General features: G+C 65.6%; 19 protein-coding genes. 8 read left to right on the forward strand and 11 right to left on the reverse strand.

The genetic code is table 11. From position 1 onward, the window contains the following. Positions 1-62 precede the first annotated feature (62 nt). Positions 63-236, forward strand: a complete 174-nt coding sequence (locus ACK41U_RS01150; RefSeq protein ID WP_409674658.1) for a hypothetical protein — start codon at positions 63-65, stop codon at positions 234-236. 154 nt (positions 237-390) lie between these two features. Here the strand turns inward: ACK41U_RS01150 and ACK41U_RS01155 are convergent, their stop codons facing one another. Beyond that, complete coding sequence (locus ACK41U_RS01155; protein ID WP_409674661.1) at positions 391-1,251, reverse strand: EamA family transporter; 861 nt, start codon at positions 1,249-1,251, stop codon at positions 391-393. A gap of 67 nt (positions 1,252-1,318) precedes the next feature. Between ACK41U_RS01155 and ACK41U_RS01160 the strand changes: the two genes are divergently transcribed. Continuing rightward, a complete protein-coding gene (locus tag ACK41U_RS01160) occupies positions 1,319-1,864 on the forward strand; it encodes a MarR family winged helix-turn-helix transcriptional regulator (protein WP_409674664.1) in 546 nt (181 codons plus the stop codon). Positions 1,865-2,002: 138 nt separating this feature from the next. Here the strand turns inward: ACK41U_RS01160 and ACK41U_RS01165 are convergent, their stop codons facing one another. Further along, positions 2,003-2,404, reverse strand: a complete 402-nt coding sequence (locus tag ACK41U_RS01165; protein ID WP_409674667.1) for a RidA family protein — start codon at positions 2,402-2,404, stop codon at positions 2,003-2,005. A 170-nt stretch (positions 2,405-2,574) separates the two neighbouring features. Here ACK41U_RS01165 and ACK41U_RS01170 point away from each other — a divergent pair, with 170 nt between their 5' ends. Together ACK41U_RS01170 and ACK41U_RS01175 are read left to right on the forward strand one after the other, a co-directional pair. Further along, positions 2,575-3,198: a TetR/AcrR family transcriptional regulator gene (locus tag ACK41U_RS01170; RefSeq protein WP_409674670.1), complete on the forward strand. Its 624-nt coding sequence runs from the start codon at positions 2,575-2,577 to the stop codon at positions 3,196-3,198. Positions 3,199-3,420: 222 nt separating this feature from the next. Further along, positions 3,421-4,074 (forward strand): class I SAM-dependent methyltransferase, encoded by a 654-nt coding sequence (locus ACK41U_RS01175; protein WP_409674673.1) that lies wholly within the window; start codon positions 3,421-3,423, stop codon positions 4,072-4,074. Positions 4,075-4,136: 62 nt separating this feature from the next. Here the strand turns inward: ACK41U_RS01175 and ACK41U_RS01180 are convergent, their stop codons facing one another. Then, positions 4,137-4,763, reverse strand: a complete 627-nt coding sequence (locus ACK41U_RS01180) for a TetR/AcrR family transcriptional regulator (protein ID WP_409674676.1) — start codon at positions 4,761-4,763, stop codon at positions 4,137-4,139. A 95-nt stretch (positions 4,764-4,858) separates the two neighbouring features. Between ACK41U_RS01180 and ACK41U_RS01185 the strand changes: the two genes are divergently transcribed. Next, on the forward strand, positions 4,859-5,362 hold the full coding sequence (locus ACK41U_RS01185; RefSeq protein WP_409674679.1) for a DUF1772 domain-containing protein: 504 nt from the start codon (positions 4,859-4,861) through the stop codon (positions 5,360-5,362). A 19-nt stretch (positions 5,363-5,381) separates the two neighbouring features. On the opposite strand, the gene mqo is transcribed toward ACK41U_RS01185, so the two are convergent. Together mqo and ACK41U_RS01195 are read right to left on the reverse strand one after the other, a co-directional pair. Next, on the reverse strand, positions 5,382-7,025 hold the full coding sequence (gene mqo / locus ACK41U_RS01190; protein WP_409674682.1) for a malate dehydrogenase (quinone): 1,644 nt from the start codon (positions 7,023-7,025) through the stop codon (positions 5,382-5,384). A gap of 282 nt (positions 7,026-7,307) precedes the next feature. Further along, positions 7,308-8,987 (reverse strand): FMN-binding glutamate synthase family protein, encoded by a 1,680-nt coding sequence (locus tag ACK41U_RS01195; RefSeq protein WP_409674685.1) that lies wholly within the window; start codon positions 8,985-8,987, stop codon positions 7,308-7,310. A gap of 666 nt (positions 8,988-9,653) precedes the next feature. Between ACK41U_RS01195 and ACK41U_RS01200 the strand changes: the two genes are divergently transcribed. Both ACK41U_RS01200 and ACK41U_RS01205 read left to right on the forward strand, forming a co-directional pair. Further along, positions 9,654-10,808 carry a cytochrome b/b6 domain-containing protein gene (locus ACK41U_RS01200; protein WP_409674688.1) on the forward strand — a complete coding sequence of 385 codons (1,155 nt, stop codon included), beginning with the start codon at positions 9,654-9,656 and terminating at the stop codon, positions 10,806-10,808. Positions 10,809-10,912: 104 nt separating this feature from the next. Next, a complete protein-coding gene (locus ACK41U_RS01205; RefSeq protein WP_409674691.1) occupies positions 10,913-11,491 on the forward strand; it encodes a YceI family protein in 579 nt (192 codons plus the stop codon). Between the two features lie 482 nt (positions 11,492-11,973). Here the strand turns inward: ACK41U_RS01205 and ACK41U_RS01210 are convergent, their stop codons facing one another. The 6 genes from ACK41U_RS01210 to ACK41U_RS01235 all read right to left on the reverse strand — a co-directional run bounded on the left by ACK41U_RS01210 (position 11,974) and on the right by ACK41U_RS01235 (position 17,421). Further along, complete coding sequence (locus ACK41U_RS01210) at positions 11,974-12,450, reverse strand: copper chaperone PCu(A)C (protein WP_409674694.1); 477 nt, start codon at positions 12,448-12,450, stop codon at positions 11,974-11,976. A gap of 18 nt (positions 12,451-12,468) precedes the next feature. Beyond that, positions 12,469-13,779: an ABC transporter permease gene (locus tag ACK41U_RS01215; protein WP_409674697.1), complete on the reverse strand. Its 1,311-nt coding sequence runs from the start codon at positions 13,777-13,779 to the stop codon at positions 12,469-12,471. A 1-nt stretch (position 13,780) separates the two neighbouring features. After that, positions 13,781-14,485, reverse strand: coding sequence for an ABC transporter ATP-binding protein (locus ACK41U_RS01220; RefSeq protein WP_409674700.1), 705 nt, complete (start codon positions 14,483-14,485; stop codon positions 13,781-13,783). After that, on the reverse strand, positions 14,472-14,915 hold the full coding sequence (locus ACK41U_RS01225) for a hypothetical protein (RefSeq protein WP_409674703.1): 444 nt from the start codon (positions 14,913-14,915) through the stop codon (positions 14,472-14,474). Before ACK41U_RS01225 ends, ACK41U_RS01220 begins: the two co-directional genes overlap by 14 nt. A gap of 100 nt (positions 14,916-15,015) precedes the next feature. Next, complete coding sequence (locus ACK41U_RS01230; protein WP_409674706.1) at positions 15,016-16,512, reverse strand: alkaline phosphatase; 1,497 nt, start codon at positions 16,510-16,512, stop codon at positions 15,016-15,018. A 234-nt stretch (positions 16,513-16,746) separates the two neighbouring features. Beyond that, entirely contained in the window at positions 16,747-17,421 is a 675-nt protein-coding gene (locus ACK41U_RS01235) for a DsbA family protein (protein WP_409674709.1), read from the reverse strand. A 679-nt stretch (positions 17,422-18,100) separates the two neighbouring features. Here ACK41U_RS01235 and ACK41U_RS01240 point away from each other — a divergent pair. Continuing rightward, positions 18,101-19,084: a Bug family tripartite tricarboxylate transporter substrate binding protein gene (locus ACK41U_RS01240; RefSeq protein ID WP_409674712.1), complete on the forward strand. Its 984-nt coding sequence runs from the start codon at positions 18,101-18,103 to the stop codon at positions 19,082-19,084. Positions 19,085-19,090 lie beyond the last annotated feature (6 nt).

Below are 19,090 nucleotides of genomic sequence, written 5' to 3' on the forward strand. Positions count from 1 at the left end.
TCATCCTGAGCGGCGGACAGGCCCGGAATCAGCAGCAGTGCAGCGACAATACAGACCGGACGGTGGAGGCCGAATTCGCGCAGACCCTTCAGAAACGGGTGCCCGGCCAGAACGAAGACCGGCCCCTGCGCGACCCGGCGCGATACCGCCAGATCATGCTGGCGCTGCTGGAAAACACGAGCTGTCATGCGGAAGGCGGCGGTTGGTTGCGCGTCGAGACCCAGCTGCATGCCTGATCGCGGCCCAGGCTTCCCCGAGGATATGGACGCGGTTGCGATCAATCCGGTCTGGAGAGGCGCGCCATCTGCGTCCGGAACAGCGTGCGGCTTCCTCCGGCGTCGTCATCGCGTGCGGCGCATGGCCGGGCACCGGCCTTGGGGCCGTGGGCCTTCAGCCTCCTGAGGATGCGGGTGCAGGGCGGGTGCCCAGCCATGCGCAGATCAGGACGATGACCGCTCCGGTCAGCTGGACGGGGCTGAGGGTCTCGCCCAGAATGGCCCATCCCAGAACCACGGCAGTCAGCGGGCTGAGAAAACCCAGACTCGTGATGGCCGAGGGGCCAAGCCGCTCGATCCCGCGGAACCAGAAGAAATAGCTGATGGCCGCCCCGAAACTGCCCAGCCACAGAAAGCCCAGAATGTTCACGCCGCTCAGCACCGGCAGGTGCGGCTCGAACCACAGTGCGGCGGGGGCCAGCAGCAGACCGCCCGCTGTCAGCTGCCACGCGGTCAGCGTCAGGGTCGGCACATCGGGCCGCCATTTGCGCGTCAGAACCACGCCGCAGGCCATCGACACGGCGCCGGTCAGCGCCGCGACGATGCCCACCGGGTCAAGCTGCATCCGGGGCCCCAGCACCAGCAGCGCAACACCCGCGATGCCCGCCAGCGCCACCGCCAGCCGCAGGCGTGTCAGCGGCGCGTCCAGCGCAAGCCGCGCCAGCAGCAGCACGATCATGGGCTGCACCGCCCCCAGCGTCGCGGCGACGCCGCCCGGCAGGCGATAGGCCGCAACAAACAGCGCCGCCCAGAAAACCGCAAAATTCAGCCCGCCCAGAACGGCCAGCCGTCCCAGCCAGGCGGCGGGCGGCAGGTGTCGCGTCACCATCATCAGCACCAGCCCCGCCGGAAGCGCCCGCAAGGCCGCATCCGTCAGCGGATAACCCGCAGGCAGCATCTGCGAGGTCACGATATAGGTGCTGCCCCAGATTGCGGGCGCGCAGGCGGCAAGCAGAATGTCGGTCTGGCGGGACATGGGGGTGCTCCATTTATCTTGATGTCGAGATATGTGGGGCATTTGTCTTGACGTCAAGATAGATGTGATGCATTTGCTGGTCATGGATCAGGTGGACCGCATCTTGCAGCAATGGCGCCGGGAGCGGCCCGACCTTGATGTCGGGCCCATGGGCCTCATGGGCCGTCTCAAACGGCTGGCCGATCATCTGTCCGAGGAACTTGGCCGGACCTATCAGCGCCACGGCCTGACGGCTGCGGGCTTTGATGTGCTGGCCACGCTGCGGCGGGCGGGTGCGCCCTATGCGCTCAGCCCCTCGGCGCTGATCGGCTGGACAATGGTCGCCTCGGGCACAATGACCAATCGCCTCGACCGGCTGGAGGCGGCGGGCCTGATCGAGCGTCGCCCCAACCCCGAGGATGGTCGCGGATCGGTTGCCGCGCTGACCTCGAAGGGACACGCCCTGATTGATCGGGTCGTGTCCGAGCACGTCGCCAATCAGCACCGGCTGTTGCAGCCGCTGCCTCCGGCGCTGCGCACCCAGCTGGATGAAAGCCTGCGGACATGGTTAAGCCTGTTCGAAGACACGGGCGACCGCACAGACCAGGCGGCCGCCCGGAAAAATCAACGATAGGACCTTGCCGTTAAACGGTACAAGCCCGGTTGCGGCGGCCTGCCTGACTCCGGACTGATCGTTTGCGCGCCTCCTGCCAGGAAGAGTGGCCTCTCTGTGGGGCCGGACGAACGCACCCTTTGTGGGGCGTGCCGCGCGTCATGGGGCGGGGATGCGAGCGATGACCTTGATCTCGAAGTCGAAGCCCGCCAGCCAGGTCACGCCAACGGCGGTCCAGCTGGGGAATGGCCTGACCGGAAAGAACCGCTCTTTCACCGGCATGAGAACCGGGAGCTGCGTCTCGGGGTCGGTGTGGAACGTTGTGACGTCAATGATGTCGTCAAAGCTGCAACCGGCTGCATCCAGCACCCCCTTGAGGTTGTCGAAGGCGCGCTGAACCTGGCCCAGATAGGTGTCTTCGGGCGAGCCATCCGCCCGGCTTCCGACCTGGCCCGAGACGAAAAGGAGGTCGCCCGACCGCACGGCGGGTGAATAGCCATGCGCCTCATATAGCGCGTGACGGGCAGAGCTGGCGGGGAAGATCGCGTGGCGAAGTGCCATGGGTTAATCCTTTGATGTGGCAAGGCGTGGGGCCGGGATGGGAAAAAGCAGCCTTGCGCGCGAGGCCGCCTTTTCGGGGGGTGAATTTCAAGATACGCTGCGTATCTGAAATCTATCGGCATACGGGGCGTATGTAAATAGAATACGCAACGTATGTATCCGGAGGCGATATGGTCAGAAGAACGCGCGCAGAAATGATGGAGGGGACGCGCCGCAGGCTGCTGGCATCGGCGCGCGGGTCCTTTGCCGAAAAGGGCTTTGCGGCCACGTCGATGGACGATCTTACGGCTGCGGCGGGCCTGACGCGCGGGGCGCTCTATCACAACTTCGGGGACAAGAGGGGCCTCTTTGCGGCGGTCGTCGATCAGATTGATGCCGAGATGGCTGGCCGGGCCGGTACTGTCGGTGCCGCTGCCGGAACGTTGTGGGGCGGTCTTCTGGCCGAAGGCTGCGCCTATATCGAGATGGCGCTTGACCCCGAGGTGCAGCGTATCGTCCTGCTCGACGGTCCTGCGGTGCTGGGGGATCCGGCCCACTGGCCCAGCCAGAACCGCTGTCTCGACGCGACCCGCTCGGCGGTGGCGCAGCTGCTGGCCGAAGGCGTGCTGCGGCCTGTGGACGTCGAGGCGGCCTCGCGCCTGCTGAACGGCGCCGCGCTCAATGCGGCGCTCTGGGTGGCGGCCTGCGACCAGCCCGCCGCGATGCTGCCCAAAGCACAGGAGGCCTTTCGCATGCTGGCCGAAGGGCTTCTGGCGGATTGGGCACCGCCGGAACCGGGCGAGACCGAAGGTTGACAGAGCGACCTTCGCTTGGGTCGGATGATGTGGTCGCCTGCGCGGGCCGAACCGTCTCGGAGGCCATCACCGGGTCAGTGACCCTTTCGATCAAGCGGTGATCTCTGTTTCGTGGACGGCGCGAAGATGGTTCCGGTCAGGTCCGGTCATGTATCGGTGTCATGCATCGGTGCGTTTTTCGGCAATTGTCATGTGCAGGATATATGCTAATCCCGAAGCAGGATGGGGGGCTTCAGCATGACAGCAGCAAAGGATGCCCGCTTCTGGGACCGGGCGTCGCGACGATATGCCAAGGCAAAGATCTCGGATCAGGGCGGGTACGAACGGACGCTGGACCGAACCCGCGAGGTGTTGAGCCGCGATGACCGGGTGCTGGAACTGGGCTGCGGGACCGGAACAACCGCTTTGCGGCTTGCCGGGGACGTGCAGAGCTATCTCGCGACCGATATTTCCGGGCAGATGATTGCGATTGCCGAGGAAAAGGCCGCGCTCAGCCCTGTCCCCGGTCTCGTGTTCCGCAGCGGGACGGCAGAAAGCCTGATGTCCGGGCCGGCAGCGTTCGATGCGGTTCTCGGGTTCAATTATCTTCACCTTGTCCGCTCTCCTCAGGAGACGCTGCGCCATATCCATGGATTGCTCCGGCCCGGTGGTTTGTTCGTCTCCAAGACCCCCTGCCTTGCGGATATGAACGTCCTCATCCGAAGCGTCCTGCTTCCGGTCATGGGTGCCGTAGGGCTGGCGCCACATGTCGGTGTCCTTGGCGCGGACGATCTGGTGCGGCTGATCAGCGGGGCGGGTTTCCAGATCCTTGCCACCGAGCGCCATGGCACCAAAGGCAGGGACACCCGGCCCTTTATTCTGGCGCGTAAATCGTGATGTGCCGGGTCTGATACAGCAGCATTGCGGCGACGCGGACCTGACTGATGGTCAGGAAAGGATCATGCATTTGACCGGCTGCGGGGACCGCTGCCTGCCCCGTTGTCAATCAGCCGGTAGAAGATCTGAATTGATCTGGCGCAGCTGGCGTCAATCTCTGCCTGCGACGGGGCCGGGCAATTGTGAATGATACGCCTGATCTGCCGATCTTGGACCAGCAGGCTGATGAACAGCCGGGTGGCTTCTGCGGGCTGGAGGTCGCTGTCGGTGCAGATCCGGTTCATAACCCCGGTCACAAGCGGCATGACCTGCGCGCGCCCCCCGGCCGAGATGGCGGCGCCCAGTTCTCCGGTCGGGTCGGCGGCAGCGGCACGGTTCAGCAGGATCGCCCGGTCCCCCAGCAGCATCCCGAGAAAGACCGGCGCGACGCGTTCCAGCGTCTCGCGCGGACAGCCCCCGTGCTCCAGCGCGCGCAAAAGCACGAGGCGGGTCTCGGCGGCATTGTCCTCGACCATCGCCCGGAACAGCCCCTCTTTGTTGCCATACCACCGATAGAGGGTCTCGTTCGAGGCTTTCGCCGCCGTGGCAATGCGCAGCATCGAGGTGCCGGCATAGCCATGTCCGGCCAGCAGGTCATAGGCCGCGCGGCTGATTGCGCTGTGTCGTTCCTGTCGCTCGCGTTCGTTCATGGAGGCCGCCGAAAGTTCTTCCCTTTTCCCGTACACTTGGGTACGTCTGAGTGAAAGGCGTATTGATCTGTACGCCACTGAACCGGAGAGCGGAGATGAAGCATCTGACCTGCGCCATGATCTTTCTGGCGCTGACACTGAATGCCGCGATCTTTGGATTTTTCTTTGCGTGGGTCTGTTCGACCATGTGGGGGCTGGACGCGGCTGACCCGCGCGTGGCGATCAGCGCCATGCAGGCGATGAACGCCTCGGTGAGGAATGCGGTCTTTGCCCCGGCGTTTTTCGGAACCCCGTTTGCGCTTGCGGCGGTCGCGGGGCTGCTGTTGATCCGGCACCACCGGCGCAGCGCCGCCGCGTTCGCGGCGGCTGCGATCGTCTATCTGGGCCTGGGCCTCGTGCTGACGATGTTGGTCAATGTTCCGATGAACGAGGCATTGGCGGCGGTCGCCATCCCCGATGATGTCGAAAGCGCCACGGCGATCTGGCAAGCCTATTCCGGGCCATGGCAGGTCTGGAACGGGGTCCGCACCGTCGCGTCCGGCGCTGCCTTCCTGCTGGCGCTTTCCGGGCTGATGCTGATCGGTCCGCGCGGACCGTAGGCCAAAGCGGACCGATCAGCTAGAGCGTCATCTGCCGAAGTTCGTCGGGACTGCGCAGCTCCAGCAACTCGTTGGTATAGGCCCAGACATCCGACAGCATGTCGGGGTTCTGGTGCAGCGTCGTGCCGATGGACGGGATCAGCCGACGCAGCGCCCGTTGCCATTCCCGCGAGGCGTATTCCTCGGGGAACATCTGCGCCAGGGCATCGAGGATGATCGAGGTCGCCACTGATGCGCCGGGCGAGGCGCCCAGCAGGGACGCGAAGGTGCCATCCTGTGAGGTGACAAGCTCGGTGCCGAACTGAAGATTGCCGCCGCCGTTTTCGGTGCGCTTGATGATCTGCACCCGTTGCCCCGCCTGTATCAGCCGCCAGTCATCATCCCGGGCCTGAGGGAAATAGCTTCGCAACTGATCCATGCGCGCGCCGTGCGTCTGGATCACCTGACCGGCAAGATAGGTGACCAGCCCGAAATCGTTCAGCCCGACACTGACCATCGGGCGCAGGTTCGACGTGTTGATCGACCGGAACAGCGCCGTCGGATTGCCATGCATGAGAAAGTTGGTCGAGAAGGTCGCGAAGGGCCCGAACGACAGTTTGCGCGCGCCGTCGATGTAGCGGGTGTCCAGATGGGGCACCGACATCGGCGGATCGCCCGACTCTGCCCGGCCATAGGCACATGCCAGATGCCGCCCGGCCACCGCCGGGTCTTCGTTGACGATAAAGGACCCGCCAACCGGAAAGCCGGCATAGTCCCTCGACTCGGGGATGCCGCTTTTTTGCAGCAGCAGCAGGGCCGCACCGCCTGCGCCGTTAAAGACCCGGTCCGCGTCGATGGCCCGCAGCCCGGTATCGAACTCGCGGTTGCGGAAGGTGATGCGCCAGGACCCGTCGGCATTGCGTTCCAGATCCTCGACCTCGGTTCCCAGCAGCAGTTGCGCATTCTCATGCGCCTCGAACGAGGCCACCAGCTGGCGGGTGACCTCGCCCCAGTTTGCATCCGTGCCCATCGGGTGCCATGTCGCAGCGATGGGATCGGCCGGGTCCCGGCCCTCGACCAGCAGGGGCGCCCATTCCCCGATCCGGCCGTGTTCTGCCGAAAACTCCATTCCGGCCCAGAGCGGGTTCTCGGTCAGCCGTTCATGGCGCAGCCGCTGGAATTCCTGCTGGCTGGCCCCCAGGCCAAAGCCCATATGCGGGACCGAGTTGATGAACCGGCGCGGCTCGCTCATCTCGCCGATGCGGACCATCGAGGCCAGGAACTGCCGCGTCACCTGAAACTGCTCGTTCACCGGGATGGCGCGTTCAATGTTCAGCTGACCGTTCTCGACCGGCGTATAGTTCGGCTCGCACAGCGCCGCATGGCCCGTGCCCGCATTGTGCCAGACCCCCGAGCTTTCGCGCGCGGGGGCGTCCAGCCGTTCGAACATGGCCATCTGCCAGTCAGGCTGCAGCTGTTTGATCATGGCCCCCAGCGTCGCGCCCATGATGCCGCCGCCGATGATCGCCACGTTCACGCGGCCCTCTGCGGGCACTGCCGACCGGCCGCAGCCGCTGATCGTCACCGCCGCGCCGGCGGCGATCCCCCCGGCCAGAAGCTGCCGGCGCGATATGCCGCGTCCCGGACTTTCGGGTCCGGTCATGTGATCCAGCGTGCTGTTCATGGATTAACCTCTTGCATTGACGGAATGGCCCACGCCGGTTCAACGGAGAGGTTGCTGCGGGCCAACGCATGTCCGCGCCCGCAGGTTGCAGAAATTCTGAAGACCGTGGTTCTGAACAGCCTGAACATGGAGGTGTGGACGCGCGGGCCCGGATCATGTCTGGCCGCCTGAAGGCCGGGCGCCGCGTCGTCTCGGGGTATGACCGACGCGGCAGGCTGTCCCTCAAGGCAAACACGTTGCGGCAACCGTTCCTTGCTGGCGGCCAGTCGATTGTCCCGGAGCCTAGCCCGCGCTTAGGGCCAGAATGGCCTCTGGCTTGCTTCGCGTGAACGGCCCATGCGGGATCATCGGCGGCGCAAAGCTTTGCGCCGATGCACGGTCCCATCGGTCATGCCATTCGGCCAGATCGGGGTGCCGTTCAGGGGCAAGCAGAAACCCTTCGGGAACATACGCGAACATCTCGTTGCCATCTATGAAACTGCTCGCCTCTTGCCGGAACATCAGATGATAGGGCAGAAATTCGGTCGGATGATCCAGCCCGGCGGCACTGGCCAGTTCGCCCAAAGCATGCAGGGTATTGCGATGAAACCGCGCCACGCGCTGGCCCTTGTCCTCGGGGTCAAGCGCGCGCTGGCGCAGCTTGTCCTGGGTGGCGATGCCGACCGGGCATTTGTTCGTGTGACAGGCCTGCGCCTGAATGCAGCCGATCGCAAACATGAAGCCCCGCGCCGAATTGCACCAGTCCGCCCCCAGCGCCAGCACGCGCGCGATGTCGAATGCGCTGACGATCTTGCCTGCGGCCCCGATCTTGACCTGATCGCGCAGCCCCGCACCGCGCAGGGTGTTGTGGACGAAATGCAGCCCCTCGCGCATCGGCATGCCGACCCGGTTGGCAAACTCCAGCGGGGCCGAGCCTGTGCCGCCCTCCTTGCCATCCACCACGATGAAATCGGGCACGATGCCGGTCTCAAGCATCGCCTTGACGATGCACATGAATTCGCGCCTGTGACCGATGCACAGCTTGATGCCGACGGGTTTGCCATCCGACAGTTCGCGCAGCCGTCCGATCATCTGCACCAGACCCATCGGCGTCGAGAATTCGCTGTGCGCGGCGGGCGAGATACAGTCTATGCCCATCGGAATGCCGCGGGCATGGGCAATTTCGGGGGTGATCTTGGCGGCGGGCAGCATTCCGCCATGTCCGGGCTTGGCGCCCTGGCTCAGCTTGATCTCGATCATCCTGACCTGCGGATCGGCGGCCTGCGCGGCAAAGGCCTGCGGATCGAAACGACCATCCGGCGTGCGGCAGCCGAAATAGCCCGATGCGATCTGATAGATCAGATCGCCGCCCCCGGCGCGGTGATACTGGCTGATGCCCCCCTCGCCGGTGTCATGGGCAAAGCCGCCAAGCCGGGCACCAGCGTTCAGGGCAGAAATCGCATTGCCGGACAGCGCCCCAAAGCTCATGGCCGAGATGTTGTAGAGCGAGGCGTCATAAGGCTGCGTGCAGCTTGCATTGCCGATCCTGACCCGGAAATCGGTATCGGTGATCTGGCGCGGAACGACCGAATGGGTGATCCAGGCATATCCCGCCTCATAGACCTTTTGCGTGGTCCCGAACGGGCGCTTGTCCTCGACGCCCTTGGCACGCTGATAGACCAGACTGCGGGCCTCGCGGCTGAACGGCTCTTCGTCATGCGTGCCTTCCAGCAGGTATTGCCGGATCTCGGGGCGGATGCTTTCCAGCATATAGCGGATATGCCCGACGATCGGATAGTTTCGCAGCACCGCGTGCTGTGTCTGATAGATATCATGGATTCCCACGAGGCTGAGGAACGCCAGCGCCAGCGCCGGAATCGCCAGCCATGAGGCAACAAAAACCGCAAGAAGCGCAAAGGCGAATGTGCCGATAAACACAGTCGCAAGAATGGTGAAACGTCCGAGGGAGGATTGACTGAACATAGGGCGCTGTCTTTCTGTCTTGGGCAGGGACGACATTGGTCCAGGATCAGCTGTGCGGTATCGGGCCAGCCAAGGCCGCCATTACCACGCAGCGCCAGGGGTGGCGAGTGCCGCGACAGGTCCCGCGGCGACCCTGTGATGTGGCCCGGCCCCGATGATACCATCGCTCTGTAACGTCAGGCCGGTCGAGATCGGGGAGACCAGAGCTGAATCGACACGTTCCGCCATGTCATTGCAGGTCGTGAACCCCGCGATATGTCCTTTGCAGAAGCGAAGGTCGGAACCGGCTTTCACCGATGCGGCAGTGCAGATGGGATGCCCTGCCCTCTGGCACATTGAAGGATCGGGGTCGAAGCGCGGCAGGAAAACCACAGCCCATCGCCTTCCGATGGATCACAGATGGTCTGGGCAGGACTGGCAGAGCCTGTGGTGATGGTCCTGCGTCAGGTTCGTGGGTTTTCGGGGAGGAGTCTGAGCCTGCATGATGAGTTCGGGCAAGACCTGACCCTTAACGCCTTGATCTGCCGCTTTGGCCGCGCAGACGTGGATATTCGGGGGGCTTTGCACCGGATTGTGACGACCCGCACAGCACATGTGCGGCGGGGCGGATTTCTCTGCCGCGCGGGCTGGGTTAAGGCAGGTGTGACCGTAAATCAAAGGCCCTCCATGCGCCAGAACACCCTCCGCAGCTATGGCAGCGTTGCCCGCAGCCTTCACTGGCTGACCGCATTCGTGATCCTGACCAACATCGCCCTGGGCTTGTGGGCTGTCCGCATCCCCCTGGACCAGATGGCCCTGAAGGTGCAGGTTTTCTCGTTTCACAAATCGCTTGGGATTGCGGCGCTGGCCGTCGCGCTGGCGCGGATCGGCTGGGCGCTGACCCAGACCCGTCCCGCGCCCGTCCATCCCCGCCGCCGCGCCGAGACGCTGATGGCCGAGGCGGTTCACTGGACCCTCTATGCGTCGATGGTGCTGGTCCCCGTGACCGGCTGGATCGAACATGCGGCCACGGACGGTTACGCGCCGATCCTGTGGCCTTTGGGTCAGGGGCTGCCATTGGTCCCGAAATCGCCTGCGCTGGCGATGACCATGGCCTCGGTCCACCATATCTTTGCATGGCTGCTGATCGGGTCGGTCGCGCTGCATGTGGCGGGGGCGCTGAAACATGCGCTGATCGACGGCGACGGCGTGCTGGCCCGGATGACCCGTGGCCGGCCTGCGGGTGACGGGATTGCCGCACGCCATCTGATGCCCGCGCTGATCGCGTTTGCGGTCTTTGGCGCTGGCGCGGCATGGGCCGTGGCGACCCGGCCCGTCGACCCGGCCCCGTCGGGCCAGCTGCAACAGGCGGCCTCCGACTGGCAGGTGCTGGACGGAGAGCTGGGCTTTACGGTGCGCCAGATGGGATCGGCCGTGCAGGGCGGATTTTCCGACTGGACGGCGGCGATCACATTCGATCCCGACACCGGCACCGGCGATGTCCGCGTGACGATCAATATGGACAGCGTCACGGTGGGCACCGTCACCGATCAGGCGAAAGGGGCCGAATTCTTTGACGTGCCCGCCCATCCGACCGCCGTTTTCGACGGCACGATCCGTCCCGACGGCGCGGGCTTTGTGGCCGAGGGCCCGCTGACACTGCGCGGACAGACGATGCCCGTCATCCTGCCCTTCACGCTGGAATTCACCGATGGCGTGGCCAGCATGCAGGGGCAGGCGGTGATGGACCGCCGCGACTGGCAGGTCGGCGCGGGTTATGGCGACGAGACGACCGTGGGCTATCAGGTCGATCTGGCGATCAGCCTGCGGGCACAACGCTGACCCCACGCGGTTGTGCGCAGGCTGACAGGTCATGTTCGCTGATCGCCAGTTGCCCCGTGCCCTGCTTTCAGAGAAACCTGCGTACATATTCAAAGGAGACCATGATGCTCAAGACCACAGCACTGATTGCCGCCTTCGCTCTTGCAGGCGGCGCCGCCCTGGCCGAGCCGCAGGCCTATCAACTGGACACCTCGCACAGCCAGATCGTGTTCGATTACAACCACCTTGGGTTTTCGACCACCACCGGCATGTTCGGCGACATCACCGGCGTGATCACCTTTGACCCCGAGGATCCGGCAGCCTCGTCGGTCGAAGCCAGCTTTCCGGTGGCCTCGCTGATGACCGGCTTTGCGGGTCGTGACGAACATTTCCTGTCGGGCGATTTCTTCGGATCAGAGGCCGCCGCCCCCGAGGTGACGTTTGTCTCGACCGGGATCGAAGTGACGGGCGACACCACTGCGCTGATCACGGGTGACCTGACGCTGAACGGCGTGACCCAGTCCGTTGTTCTGGACACCACGCTGAACCAGCAGGGCACGCATCCGATGGAAAACAAGCCCTGGCTGGGCTTTGATGCCACCACGACGCTGCTGCGCAGCGACTACAATCTGGGGATGTTCGCACCTGCCGTGTCCGACGAGGTTCAGGTGACCATCTCGATCGAGGCGATGCCGCAGGAATAATCCTGAGGCGGGATTGCATGGCCTGCGGCAGAACCGGGTTCTGCCGCAGGAGTGCCGCCTGCTTTCGGTCGGCGGTACTCCGGACAGAATTCCGCCGTGAAGGTGGCAGACGACTGGACGGCAGAATTGCAGGTGAACCGAACTCTGCACATGTGGCGTTCGGCTGATTCAAGAAGGCCGTGCCGATGCCTCCGGCGATACAGCGGCCTTAGTGGCGATCGCATTCAGGTCTGGCTGTTCACCGGGCAGCCCGCGCGTCTGGTGGCATCAGGCGACCCATCAGATCCCCGACCCTGCGGGCGGCGCGCCCGGTGCTGCGGAAACGCCGCCGATCCAGCCGGGACGTGATCAGAGCGAAATGCACCTGACCCGGAGGATCGCTTGCGCTTTGTGCAGCATCGGCGACATTGCCCCGTCAGTGGTCAGACGCTTCTGCCAGCGAACGCAGCAGAACCTGTGCGGCGAACTGCAGATCCGGGTGACTAGTGACTGTGACCGGCATGGCGGTGAGCGGTGGCACCTGCGGCTTCGACCTCGACATGCACGTCCAGATGCAGATCGCCGAACATCACCTCGATCTCCAACTCGTCACCCTCGGCCAGCGGCGCGGTCAGGTTGGACAGCCGCAGGGCAAGGCCGCGCGGTTCAAGGTCGAGATGCTGGCCCGCAGCGACAGGCATCTCTGGAAGGACCTGCCAGGTTTCGACGCCGTTCACATATTCATAGCCCACCAGATCGGCCCGCTGCCCGTCTTCGGTCTCGGCGCCGGTGAGGGTCAGCGCGTGGTCCGATCCGTTCTCGATCTCCATATAGATCAGCGCCTCGGGGCCGGAGGTGGCCGGGGTCCAGGCGTGCAGAATGCGCAGCCCGTCGGCCTCGGACAGGTGGTCGTGACCGTGCTGGGCAGCCAGCGGCGCGGCGGTCAGGATCAGGGCGGCGACAAGCGGAATGAGACGCATGGAGGGGGTCCTTTTGGATCAGCTGCGAAGATCGGCGATGTGCTGGCGCCGCGTGGCGGCCAGCGCGGGCAACAGGGCCAGAAGCAGGGTCAGGCTGACGAATCCTGCGACCAGATGCACCTCGGTCCAGGTCACCGTGGCGGTGACCAGAATGTCGGTGCGGGCGGTGATGATGCGCGAAAACACGCTGGCGGCCAGCCAGCCAAGCGCCAGCCCGGCCAACGATCCGGCGGCGATCAGCGTGGCGCTGTAGCTCCAGACCACGGCAAAGACAAAGCGGCGACCGGCGCCGATGGCACGCAGCAGGGCCAGACCGCGCGCAAAGATGCGGGTCAGGATGACCAGCCCGGCCAGAATCGAGACGGTGACCAGCACCTGCGTGACCACGGCCAGCAGCGACATCGCCTCGCGCACGTCGCGCATCAGCCCGTGCATCTGCGCCAGCACGGTGCCGGGAAAGAAGGCCATCATATCGGGGCGGGAATAGCGCGATTGCAGCGCATAGTGACCGGCCAGAGAGTCGGCGCGGACCAGAATGGCCGGGGTGCCGGGGAAATAGTCGGCGTCAAAGGGAGGGCCGATGCGGTCGCCTTCGGACAGGGCGTGGCCGTTGGCCAGCCCGTGAACCTCCCACACGCCCTCGACCGGGACGAGGATGGCGCGGTCCCAGGGGCTGCCGGTGGGCGCCATGCGTCCGGTGACGGTATAATCGGCGCCTGCATGGGCATCGTGTTCGGCGCTTGGGCCGTGGCCATGGGCGGGGGTAAAGCTGTCGCCGGTGGCGACGGGGGCATAGGCACCGGCCACCGCCTCGGCCGAGGTGGCGAACATCCGGCCCTCGGGCAGGTCGCCGGCCAGATGGGTGACGAATTCGGCGGTGGTGCCGACGACCGGCGCGCCCTGATAGCTGTCGCCAAAGGCGATGGGGGCGGCCAGAACCACATCGGGGTTGGCGGCAACCTCGGCATATTGCGCGCCGGTCAGCAGCGGCACGGCCGAGGGTTGCAGATAGACGGCGGCCAGCATGGTGGTGATCTCACTGCCCGGCGCGGCAAGGATCAGGTCGAACCGCTCTGCCGCCCGCGCGCTGCCCTGACGCAACCCGCGTTCCTGCGCGGTGAGGCCCACGCCGATGGCGACCGAGACGGCGATCAGCGCGACAAAGACCGCATTCGAGGCGCTGAACCGGCGCAGCATCGCGCGCACCAGCCGCCACGGCGCAAAGCCGCGCAGCACGAGCGCGCCGGTCGCCAGACCCGGCAGCAACAGCAGGATCGCCAGCACAATATCCTGTGCGGTGGCGGGCAGGCCCGCCCAGAGATTGGCCACGCTATGCATCCGTATCCTCGACGATGCGGCCCTCGGCCATGGTCAGGACCCGGTCCAGCCGGTCGGACAGCGCCGCGTCATGGGTCACGGCGATCAGGGTGCGGCCCGTGCCGCGCGACAGGGCGGCCAGATCACCGATCAGGCGGTCGGCGCTGGCGCGGTCCAGACTGGCGGTCGGCTCATCGGCCAGAATGACGGGCGGGTCATTGGCCAGCGCGCGGGCAACCGCGATCCGCTGACGCTCGCCGCCCGAAAAGCTGTCGGCCCGGCGCGTGCCCGCCGGTCCCAGACCCAGCCGGTCCAGCCATTGCGCCGCCCGCTGGCGCAGCGCCGCGCGGTCTGCGCGCGGCAGGAAGGCTGCGGCGAGGGCTGCGTTGTCCAGCGCGCCCAGTTCCTCGAACAGCAGGAAATCCTGAAAGATCAGCCCGACATGGTCGCGCCGGAACCGGGTCAGGGCGGCGTCATCCATCGCGGTCAGGTCGCTGCCGCCCCACAGCACCCGCCCGGCGGCAGGGCGCATCAGCCCCGACAGCGCATGCAGCAGCGTCGATTTTCCTGCGCCCGACGGACCACGGATGGCGACCGAGGTGCCGGGGGCGATGGACAGGTCGGGGACAAGGGCCAGCGACCGTCCTTCCGGTGCCCTCAGATCAAGGCCCGTCACCGTCAGCGCCAGACCGGGATGGCCGGTCTCAGGCACGGGCATAGGTCGCGTCGCTCAGCCGGACCTTGGAATAGAAGCCCAGTTCCGGGTCGACATAATCGCCCAGTTCCAGCACGCCCGTCGTCTCCAGCGGCACATTGAAGGGCACCACATTGACGACGCGCTTGGCATAGACGGCCAGAATGTCATCGGGCCAGGGCATGCCGGGTTCGCAGAACGGGCAGACCGCCATCGGCATCTTGGTCAGCACGAAGAAATTCGTCTCGGCCCGCAAGGGCGGCGCCATGAAACCCGCGATGGTGATGCGCTCCCCTTCCTGCGACAGGGCCAGATCGGAAAAGCTCAGGTCGCGGTTATAGAGGTCACGCAGCCGGATCGGCCCCTCCTGCGCCTGCACCCTGCCGGGCAGCGCGGCCACAAGCGGCAGGGCGGGCAGGATCGACAGCAACGTGCGGCGGGACAGTCGGGACATCGGGCTTCCTTTGGCGGTCGGGTAGCAGGTAAACCTGACAGGTCTATGACAAATGACGGGCCCCGCCTGAGCAGGGCCCGCCCGGTGGTGATGCGGCGGATTACTCGGCGGTCATCGCGTAGTTCATGACGTGGAAGATCACGTTCTGCTCGATGGTGCCGCCGACCAGATGCGCCCAGGGACCTTTCGCATAGACGGCGACATCGGCGCCCGAATGCGTTTCCGAGTCCATCGGCACCAGCGCCTGCTGCAGATAGTCGGGGTCCATCGCCGCTTCGTTGGTCAGATCGTCGGGACGCGTGCCCGAGAAGCTGCCGTCTTCCTGTTCGACCAGAACCGAACCTGCGCCGTTCAGATAGCCCGCGACGGTATAGGGCTTGCCGTCGGCAGCCAGCTCCGGCTCTCCCGTATGTTCGACACCCTCGTCATTGACGGCCATGCACAGGCCGGTGATGTCGGATCCGCGACCGCAATAGCCGTTGAAGGCAAGGGCATGGGCGTGGTCGGCGGTCACGATGATCAGCGTGTCGCTGTCATCGACCATGTCGATGGCGGTCTGCACAGCCTCGGCAAAGGCCACGCCGTCGCTCAGCACGCGGTGCAGGTTGCCGCCGTGGTTGGCGTGGTCGATGCGGCCCGCCTCGATCGACAGAAAATAGCCCTCGTCATTGGCCGACAGCCGTTCGATCGCAGCCGAGGTCATCTCGGCCAGCGACGGCTCGTCGGTGCGGTCATGCTCGTATTGCATGTGCGAGGCTTCAAACAGGCCAAGGATCGGTGCGTTGCCCGTCGCGCCCAGACCGGCAAAACCCTCGCTGTTCCAGACATACTGGCCGCCCAGAGCGGTGATTTCCTCGATCAGGTTGCGACCGTCGGTGCGCTTGCCCATGCGACCCTCATCGTCGGTCACGTCGGCCGGCAGGAAATGCTGACGTCCGCCGCCAAGGGCCAGATCAATCAGACCGCTTTCCATTGCGTCGAACAACTGCGCGGCGATGTCCTTTTGCGTGTTGCAATCTGCGGGCATCAGGCTGTCGTCTTCCCAGTTGCGGTGCACGGTGGCCGCATAGGCCGCAGCCGGGGTCGCATGGGTCAGCCGCGTGGTCGTGACGATGCCCACCGATTTGCCCATGTCCTTGGCAATCTGCGACAGGGTGGTCAGCTCGTTGCCGGGCAGATTGGCGCAATCGCCCACGGCGACATCGCCATCGACGTTGATCATGGTGTTCTTGCTTTTCACGCCGGTCAGCATGGCCGAGGCGGTGGGCGCCGAATCGGGCGTCTGGCCGTTCACGGTATAGGTCTTGACCAGCGCCATGTTGGGAAATGTCTCGTGGGGCAGGACGTGATCGTCGCCCAGACCACCGGCCTGCTGGCCCGCGAACAGCCGGATCGCATAGTTGGTGGCGACCCCGTTGCCGTCGGCGCTGAACAGGATGACATTGCGTGCCCGGTTGGTGTTGGGCTGCAGCGCCAGCCGCTGTTCGATGGTGGCCTGACCGGCGGTGAACCACTCGCTGTCAGCCTGAGAAATGTCCTGCGCAAAAGCGCCAGTGGCGGTCATCGCAGCGATGACGGCAAGAGCAGAGGTTTTCATGAGTGAGCTCCATCAGATCTAATCTTCCGGGGCACGCATAGCGGGACATTATCACAGCGATGTGATGGTCGCTAAATTTTTCTGCCATTACAATATGTTATTATATAACATGGCGTGATCGCATACTCCCTCGCTTCCGCTTCCGCATCCGGATCAGCGCGTTTCACCAGTTGCAGGACAGGTGCCTGTTCGGTCCCGGCGGTCTGTGACAGCGATGTCCCGCGCGGCCTGATGTCAGGGCAGGCGTTGCGGCAGATGGGCCGCGACCTCGGAGAGAAGGGCCTCGCCTCCCGCATAGAGGGCGCTGGTGTCGATCAGGCGGGTTTCGTCCGGCAGATGCAGGGCAAGCTGCGGCACGCCCCGGATGCCCAGCAGGTCCATCTGGTCCCGTGACCCGGCGACCCTCGCAGTGGTGGCCCGGTGCAACGCGGCGTCCTCAGCCAGCCGCGCCCGCCACGCGCTCGTCCGGGCGTTGTGCCCATGGGCACGGGCCACCATGGCGGCAATCCCGGCCACCACATCAGGGCGTGAGGTGTCGCGCCCGTCGACATAGCGCGCGATCTGCGCTGCGTGCAGAAACGCAGGCTCCAATGCGCGGTTGCTTTGCCCCAGTGCCACCAGCGCCCGCGTCAGCGCGGCGGACGAAAAGATGCCGTCCGGCGCCAGCAGCACATTGCGGTGATAGGCCGCCGAGAAGGTCTGCCCGGTCATCGCGCCGATGCGGCGGTCGTTCGTCCATGCATGATCCGCAATGGACGAGACCGGGCGCGGGGCGGCGAACAGCCCCGAGGGTCGCATGGTCAGGCGGTCGCCGTGATGGCGGGCCAGCACAGCCAGCGCAGGCGCGCTGGCATAGCACCAGCCACACAACGGATCAAAGAAATAGCTGAGCGAGAAATCCGCAGTCATGGCTGGCCCTTTCATCATCTGAACCCGGGTCTAATCTGTCCCGCCGCGAAGAGGTACGGCAGAACGTGCGCGGCACGTACCCCATGAGGTGCCGCGACAGGGTCCCGCAGGGGGGCCTTTCTGCCGCCGCTTGATGCCAGCGCCGCGTGCCGTCACGTCCTGCTGCGGCCGGTTCCGACGCGAGAGCGGGCGTCCATGCCAATATGTGTCATGGGGCGCGCGGCCTTTGGGGCCGGCGCAGTCGACCGTCTGAACCCGGGTCCGGCCTTCTGAGGGCCGCATGAAGATCGCAATCCCTGAGCGCGATGCCGGGGCGTGTCCCTGACCGCAGCCGGGCGGCGCTGGCTGGGCCTTTGGTCCGATCACGCCAAGCCGCACGCCAGAGGCGCGCTGTCCGAACGGATCCGCGCCCCGCCCTGCGCGGGCCAGCCATGGGACGGGGACAGCGCGGCGGATTGTCCGGACCGTCCGGGATGGATGCGCGCTGTGCCTGCCCTCTGTCCGGGGTGGCAAGCCATGGTGGCCGACGATGATCATCGGGGTCGGGGTCGGGGTCGGGGACGCGGATCCGATCATTGTGGCGACCGGGGAACGTTTGTCGATCAGGGCCGCAAGGCATTGACGCCGCAGCCTCAAAGGTCGAACAAGCAGCATGTTTGCATCTGGGGGGATCCTTGCCATGACCGTTCGTAACCGCCGCAGCCTTGCCCTTGTCGCCGCAGTCGGAGGCACCTTGCTGTCCCCGGCGGCGATGGCGCAGGACTGGCCCACCGCGCCGGTCCATGTCTTTGTGGGCTTTCCCGCCGGGTCCTCGCCCGACACCATCGCCCGGTTGGTGGCCGAGCCGCTGGCCCTGGCGCTTGGCCAGCCCGTCATCGTCGAGAACAAGCCCGGCGCGGGCGGCGTGATCGCGGTCCAGCAGATGCTGGCGCGGGGCGATGACGATTACAGCTTTGGCATCAATATCAACGGCCCGCTGACCACGGCGCCGCGGCTGATCCCCGATCTGGGCTATGATCCGGCCACCGACATCGCCCCCGTGGGCCTGATCGCCACCAGCCCGCTGGTGCTGGCCGTGGCTGCCGGTTTCGAGGCAGATGATGCCGCAACCTTTATCGAGGCCGCCCGCGCCGAGCCCGAGGCGATCAGCTATGGCTCGGTCGGCGAGGGCTCGGGCGCGCATCTGACCGCCGAGCTGTTCGCAAATGCGGCGGGGGTCGAGCTGTTCCATATTCCGTTCCAGAGCTATGCCGAGGTGACCACCTCGATCCTGGGCGGAGAGATCGACAGCGGCTTCATGGCGCCCTCGGCGGCGCTGCCGCAGGTGCAGGCGGGCGCCATGAAGATGCTGGGCATCACCTCGGCCCAGCCCTTCGCGCAGGTGCCCGATGTGCCGGTGCTGGCCGGGCAGGCGGGCCTGCCCGATGATTTCCGCGCCGAGCTGTGGAACGCCTTCATCGCCCCCGCAGGCACTGACCCCGACATCATCGCGCGCCTGAACACAGAGCTGAACCAGATCCTGAACGATGCCACGGTCAGCCAGCGCCTGCTGGACATGGGCTGGCAGGTGCAGCCGGGCACGCCGGACGATCTGGCGCAGCGGATCACGGATGACACCGCCATGTGGGGCGGCGTGATCGACGCCACGCAAGCCGCAGACTGACGCGGG

Origin of the sequence: Paracoccus sp. (in: a-proteobacteria) (assembly GCF_046289755.1) — a bacterium.
Lineage (GTDB): Bacteria > Pseudomonadota > Alphaproteobacteria > Rhodobacterales > Rhodobacteraceae > Paracoccus.

What these genes read in the sequence shown, in the direction of transcription:
- ACK41U_RS01225 (WP_409674703.1), bottom strand. Translation starts at nt 14,915, where the DNA reads ATGTCCCGACTGTCCCGCCGCACGTTGCTGTCGATCCTGCCCGCCCTG.
- ACK41U_RS01240 (WP_409674712.1), top strand. Translation starts at nt 18,101, where the DNA reads ATGACCGTTCGTAACCGCCGCAGCCTTGCCCTTGTCGCCGCAGTCGGA.
- ACK41U_RS01160 (WP_409674664.1), top strand. Translation starts at nt 1,319, where the DNA reads ATGCATTTGCTGGTCATGGATCAGGTGGACCGCATCTTGCAGCAATGG.
- ACK41U_RS01210 (WP_409674694.1), bottom strand. Translation starts at nt 12,450, where the DNA reads ATGCGTCTCATTCCGCTTGTCGCCGCCCTGATCCTGACCGCCGCGCCG.
- ACK41U_RS01170 (WP_409674670.1), top strand. Translation starts at nt 2,575, where the DNA reads ATGGTCAGAAGAACGCGCGCAGAAATGATGGAGGGGACGCGCCGCAGG.
- ACK41U_RS01220 (WP_409674700.1), bottom strand. Translation starts at nt 14,485, where the DNA reads ATGCCCGTGCCTGAGACCGGCCATCCCGGTCTGGCGCTGACGGTGACG.
- ACK41U_RS01205 (WP_409674691.1), top strand. Translation starts at nt 10,913, where the DNA reads ATGCTCAAGACCACAGCACTGATTGCCGCCTTCGCTCTTGCAGGCGGC.
- ACK41U_RS01230 (WP_409674706.1), bottom strand. Translation starts at nt 16,512, where the DNA reads ATGAAAACCTCTGCTCTTGCCGTCATCGCTGCGATGACCGCCACTGGC.
- ACK41U_RS01200 (WP_409674688.1), top strand. Translation starts at nt 9,654, where the DNA reads ATGCGCCAGAACACCCTCCGCAGCTATGGCAGCGTTGCCCGCAGCCTT.
- ACK41U_RS01235 (WP_409674709.1), bottom strand. Translation starts at nt 17,421, where the DNA reads ATGACTGCGGATTTCTCGCTCAGCTATTTCTTTGATCCGTTGTGTGGC.
- ACK41U_RS01195 (WP_409674685.1), bottom strand. Translation starts at nt 8,987, where the DNA reads ATGTTCAGTCAATCCTCCCTCGGACGTTTCACCATTCTTGCGACTGTG.
- ACK41U_RS01180 (WP_409674676.1), bottom strand. Translation starts at nt 4,763, where the DNA reads ATGAACGAACGCGAGCGACAGGAACGACACAGCGCAATCAGCCGCGCG.
- ACK41U_RS01175 (WP_409674673.1), top strand. Translation starts at nt 3,421, where the DNA reads ATGGGGGGCTTCAGCATGACAGCAGCAAAGGATGCCCGCTTCTGGGAC.
- ACK41U_RS01185 (WP_409674679.1), top strand. Translation starts at nt 4,859, where the DNA reads ATGAAGCATCTGACCTGCGCCATGATCTTTCTGGCGCTGACACTGAAT.
- mqo (WP_409674682.1), bottom strand. Translation starts at nt 7,025, where the DNA reads ATGAACAGCACGCTGGATCACATGACCGGACCCGAAAGTCCGGGACGC.
- ACK41U_RS01155 (WP_409674661.1), bottom strand. Translation starts at nt 1,251, where the DNA reads ATGTCCCGCCAGACCGACATTCTGCTTGCCGCCTGCGCGCCCGCAATC.
- ACK41U_RS01165 (WP_409674667.1), bottom strand. Translation starts at nt 2,404, where the DNA reads ATGGCACTTCGCCACGCGATCTTCCCCGCCAGCTCTGCCCGTCACGCG.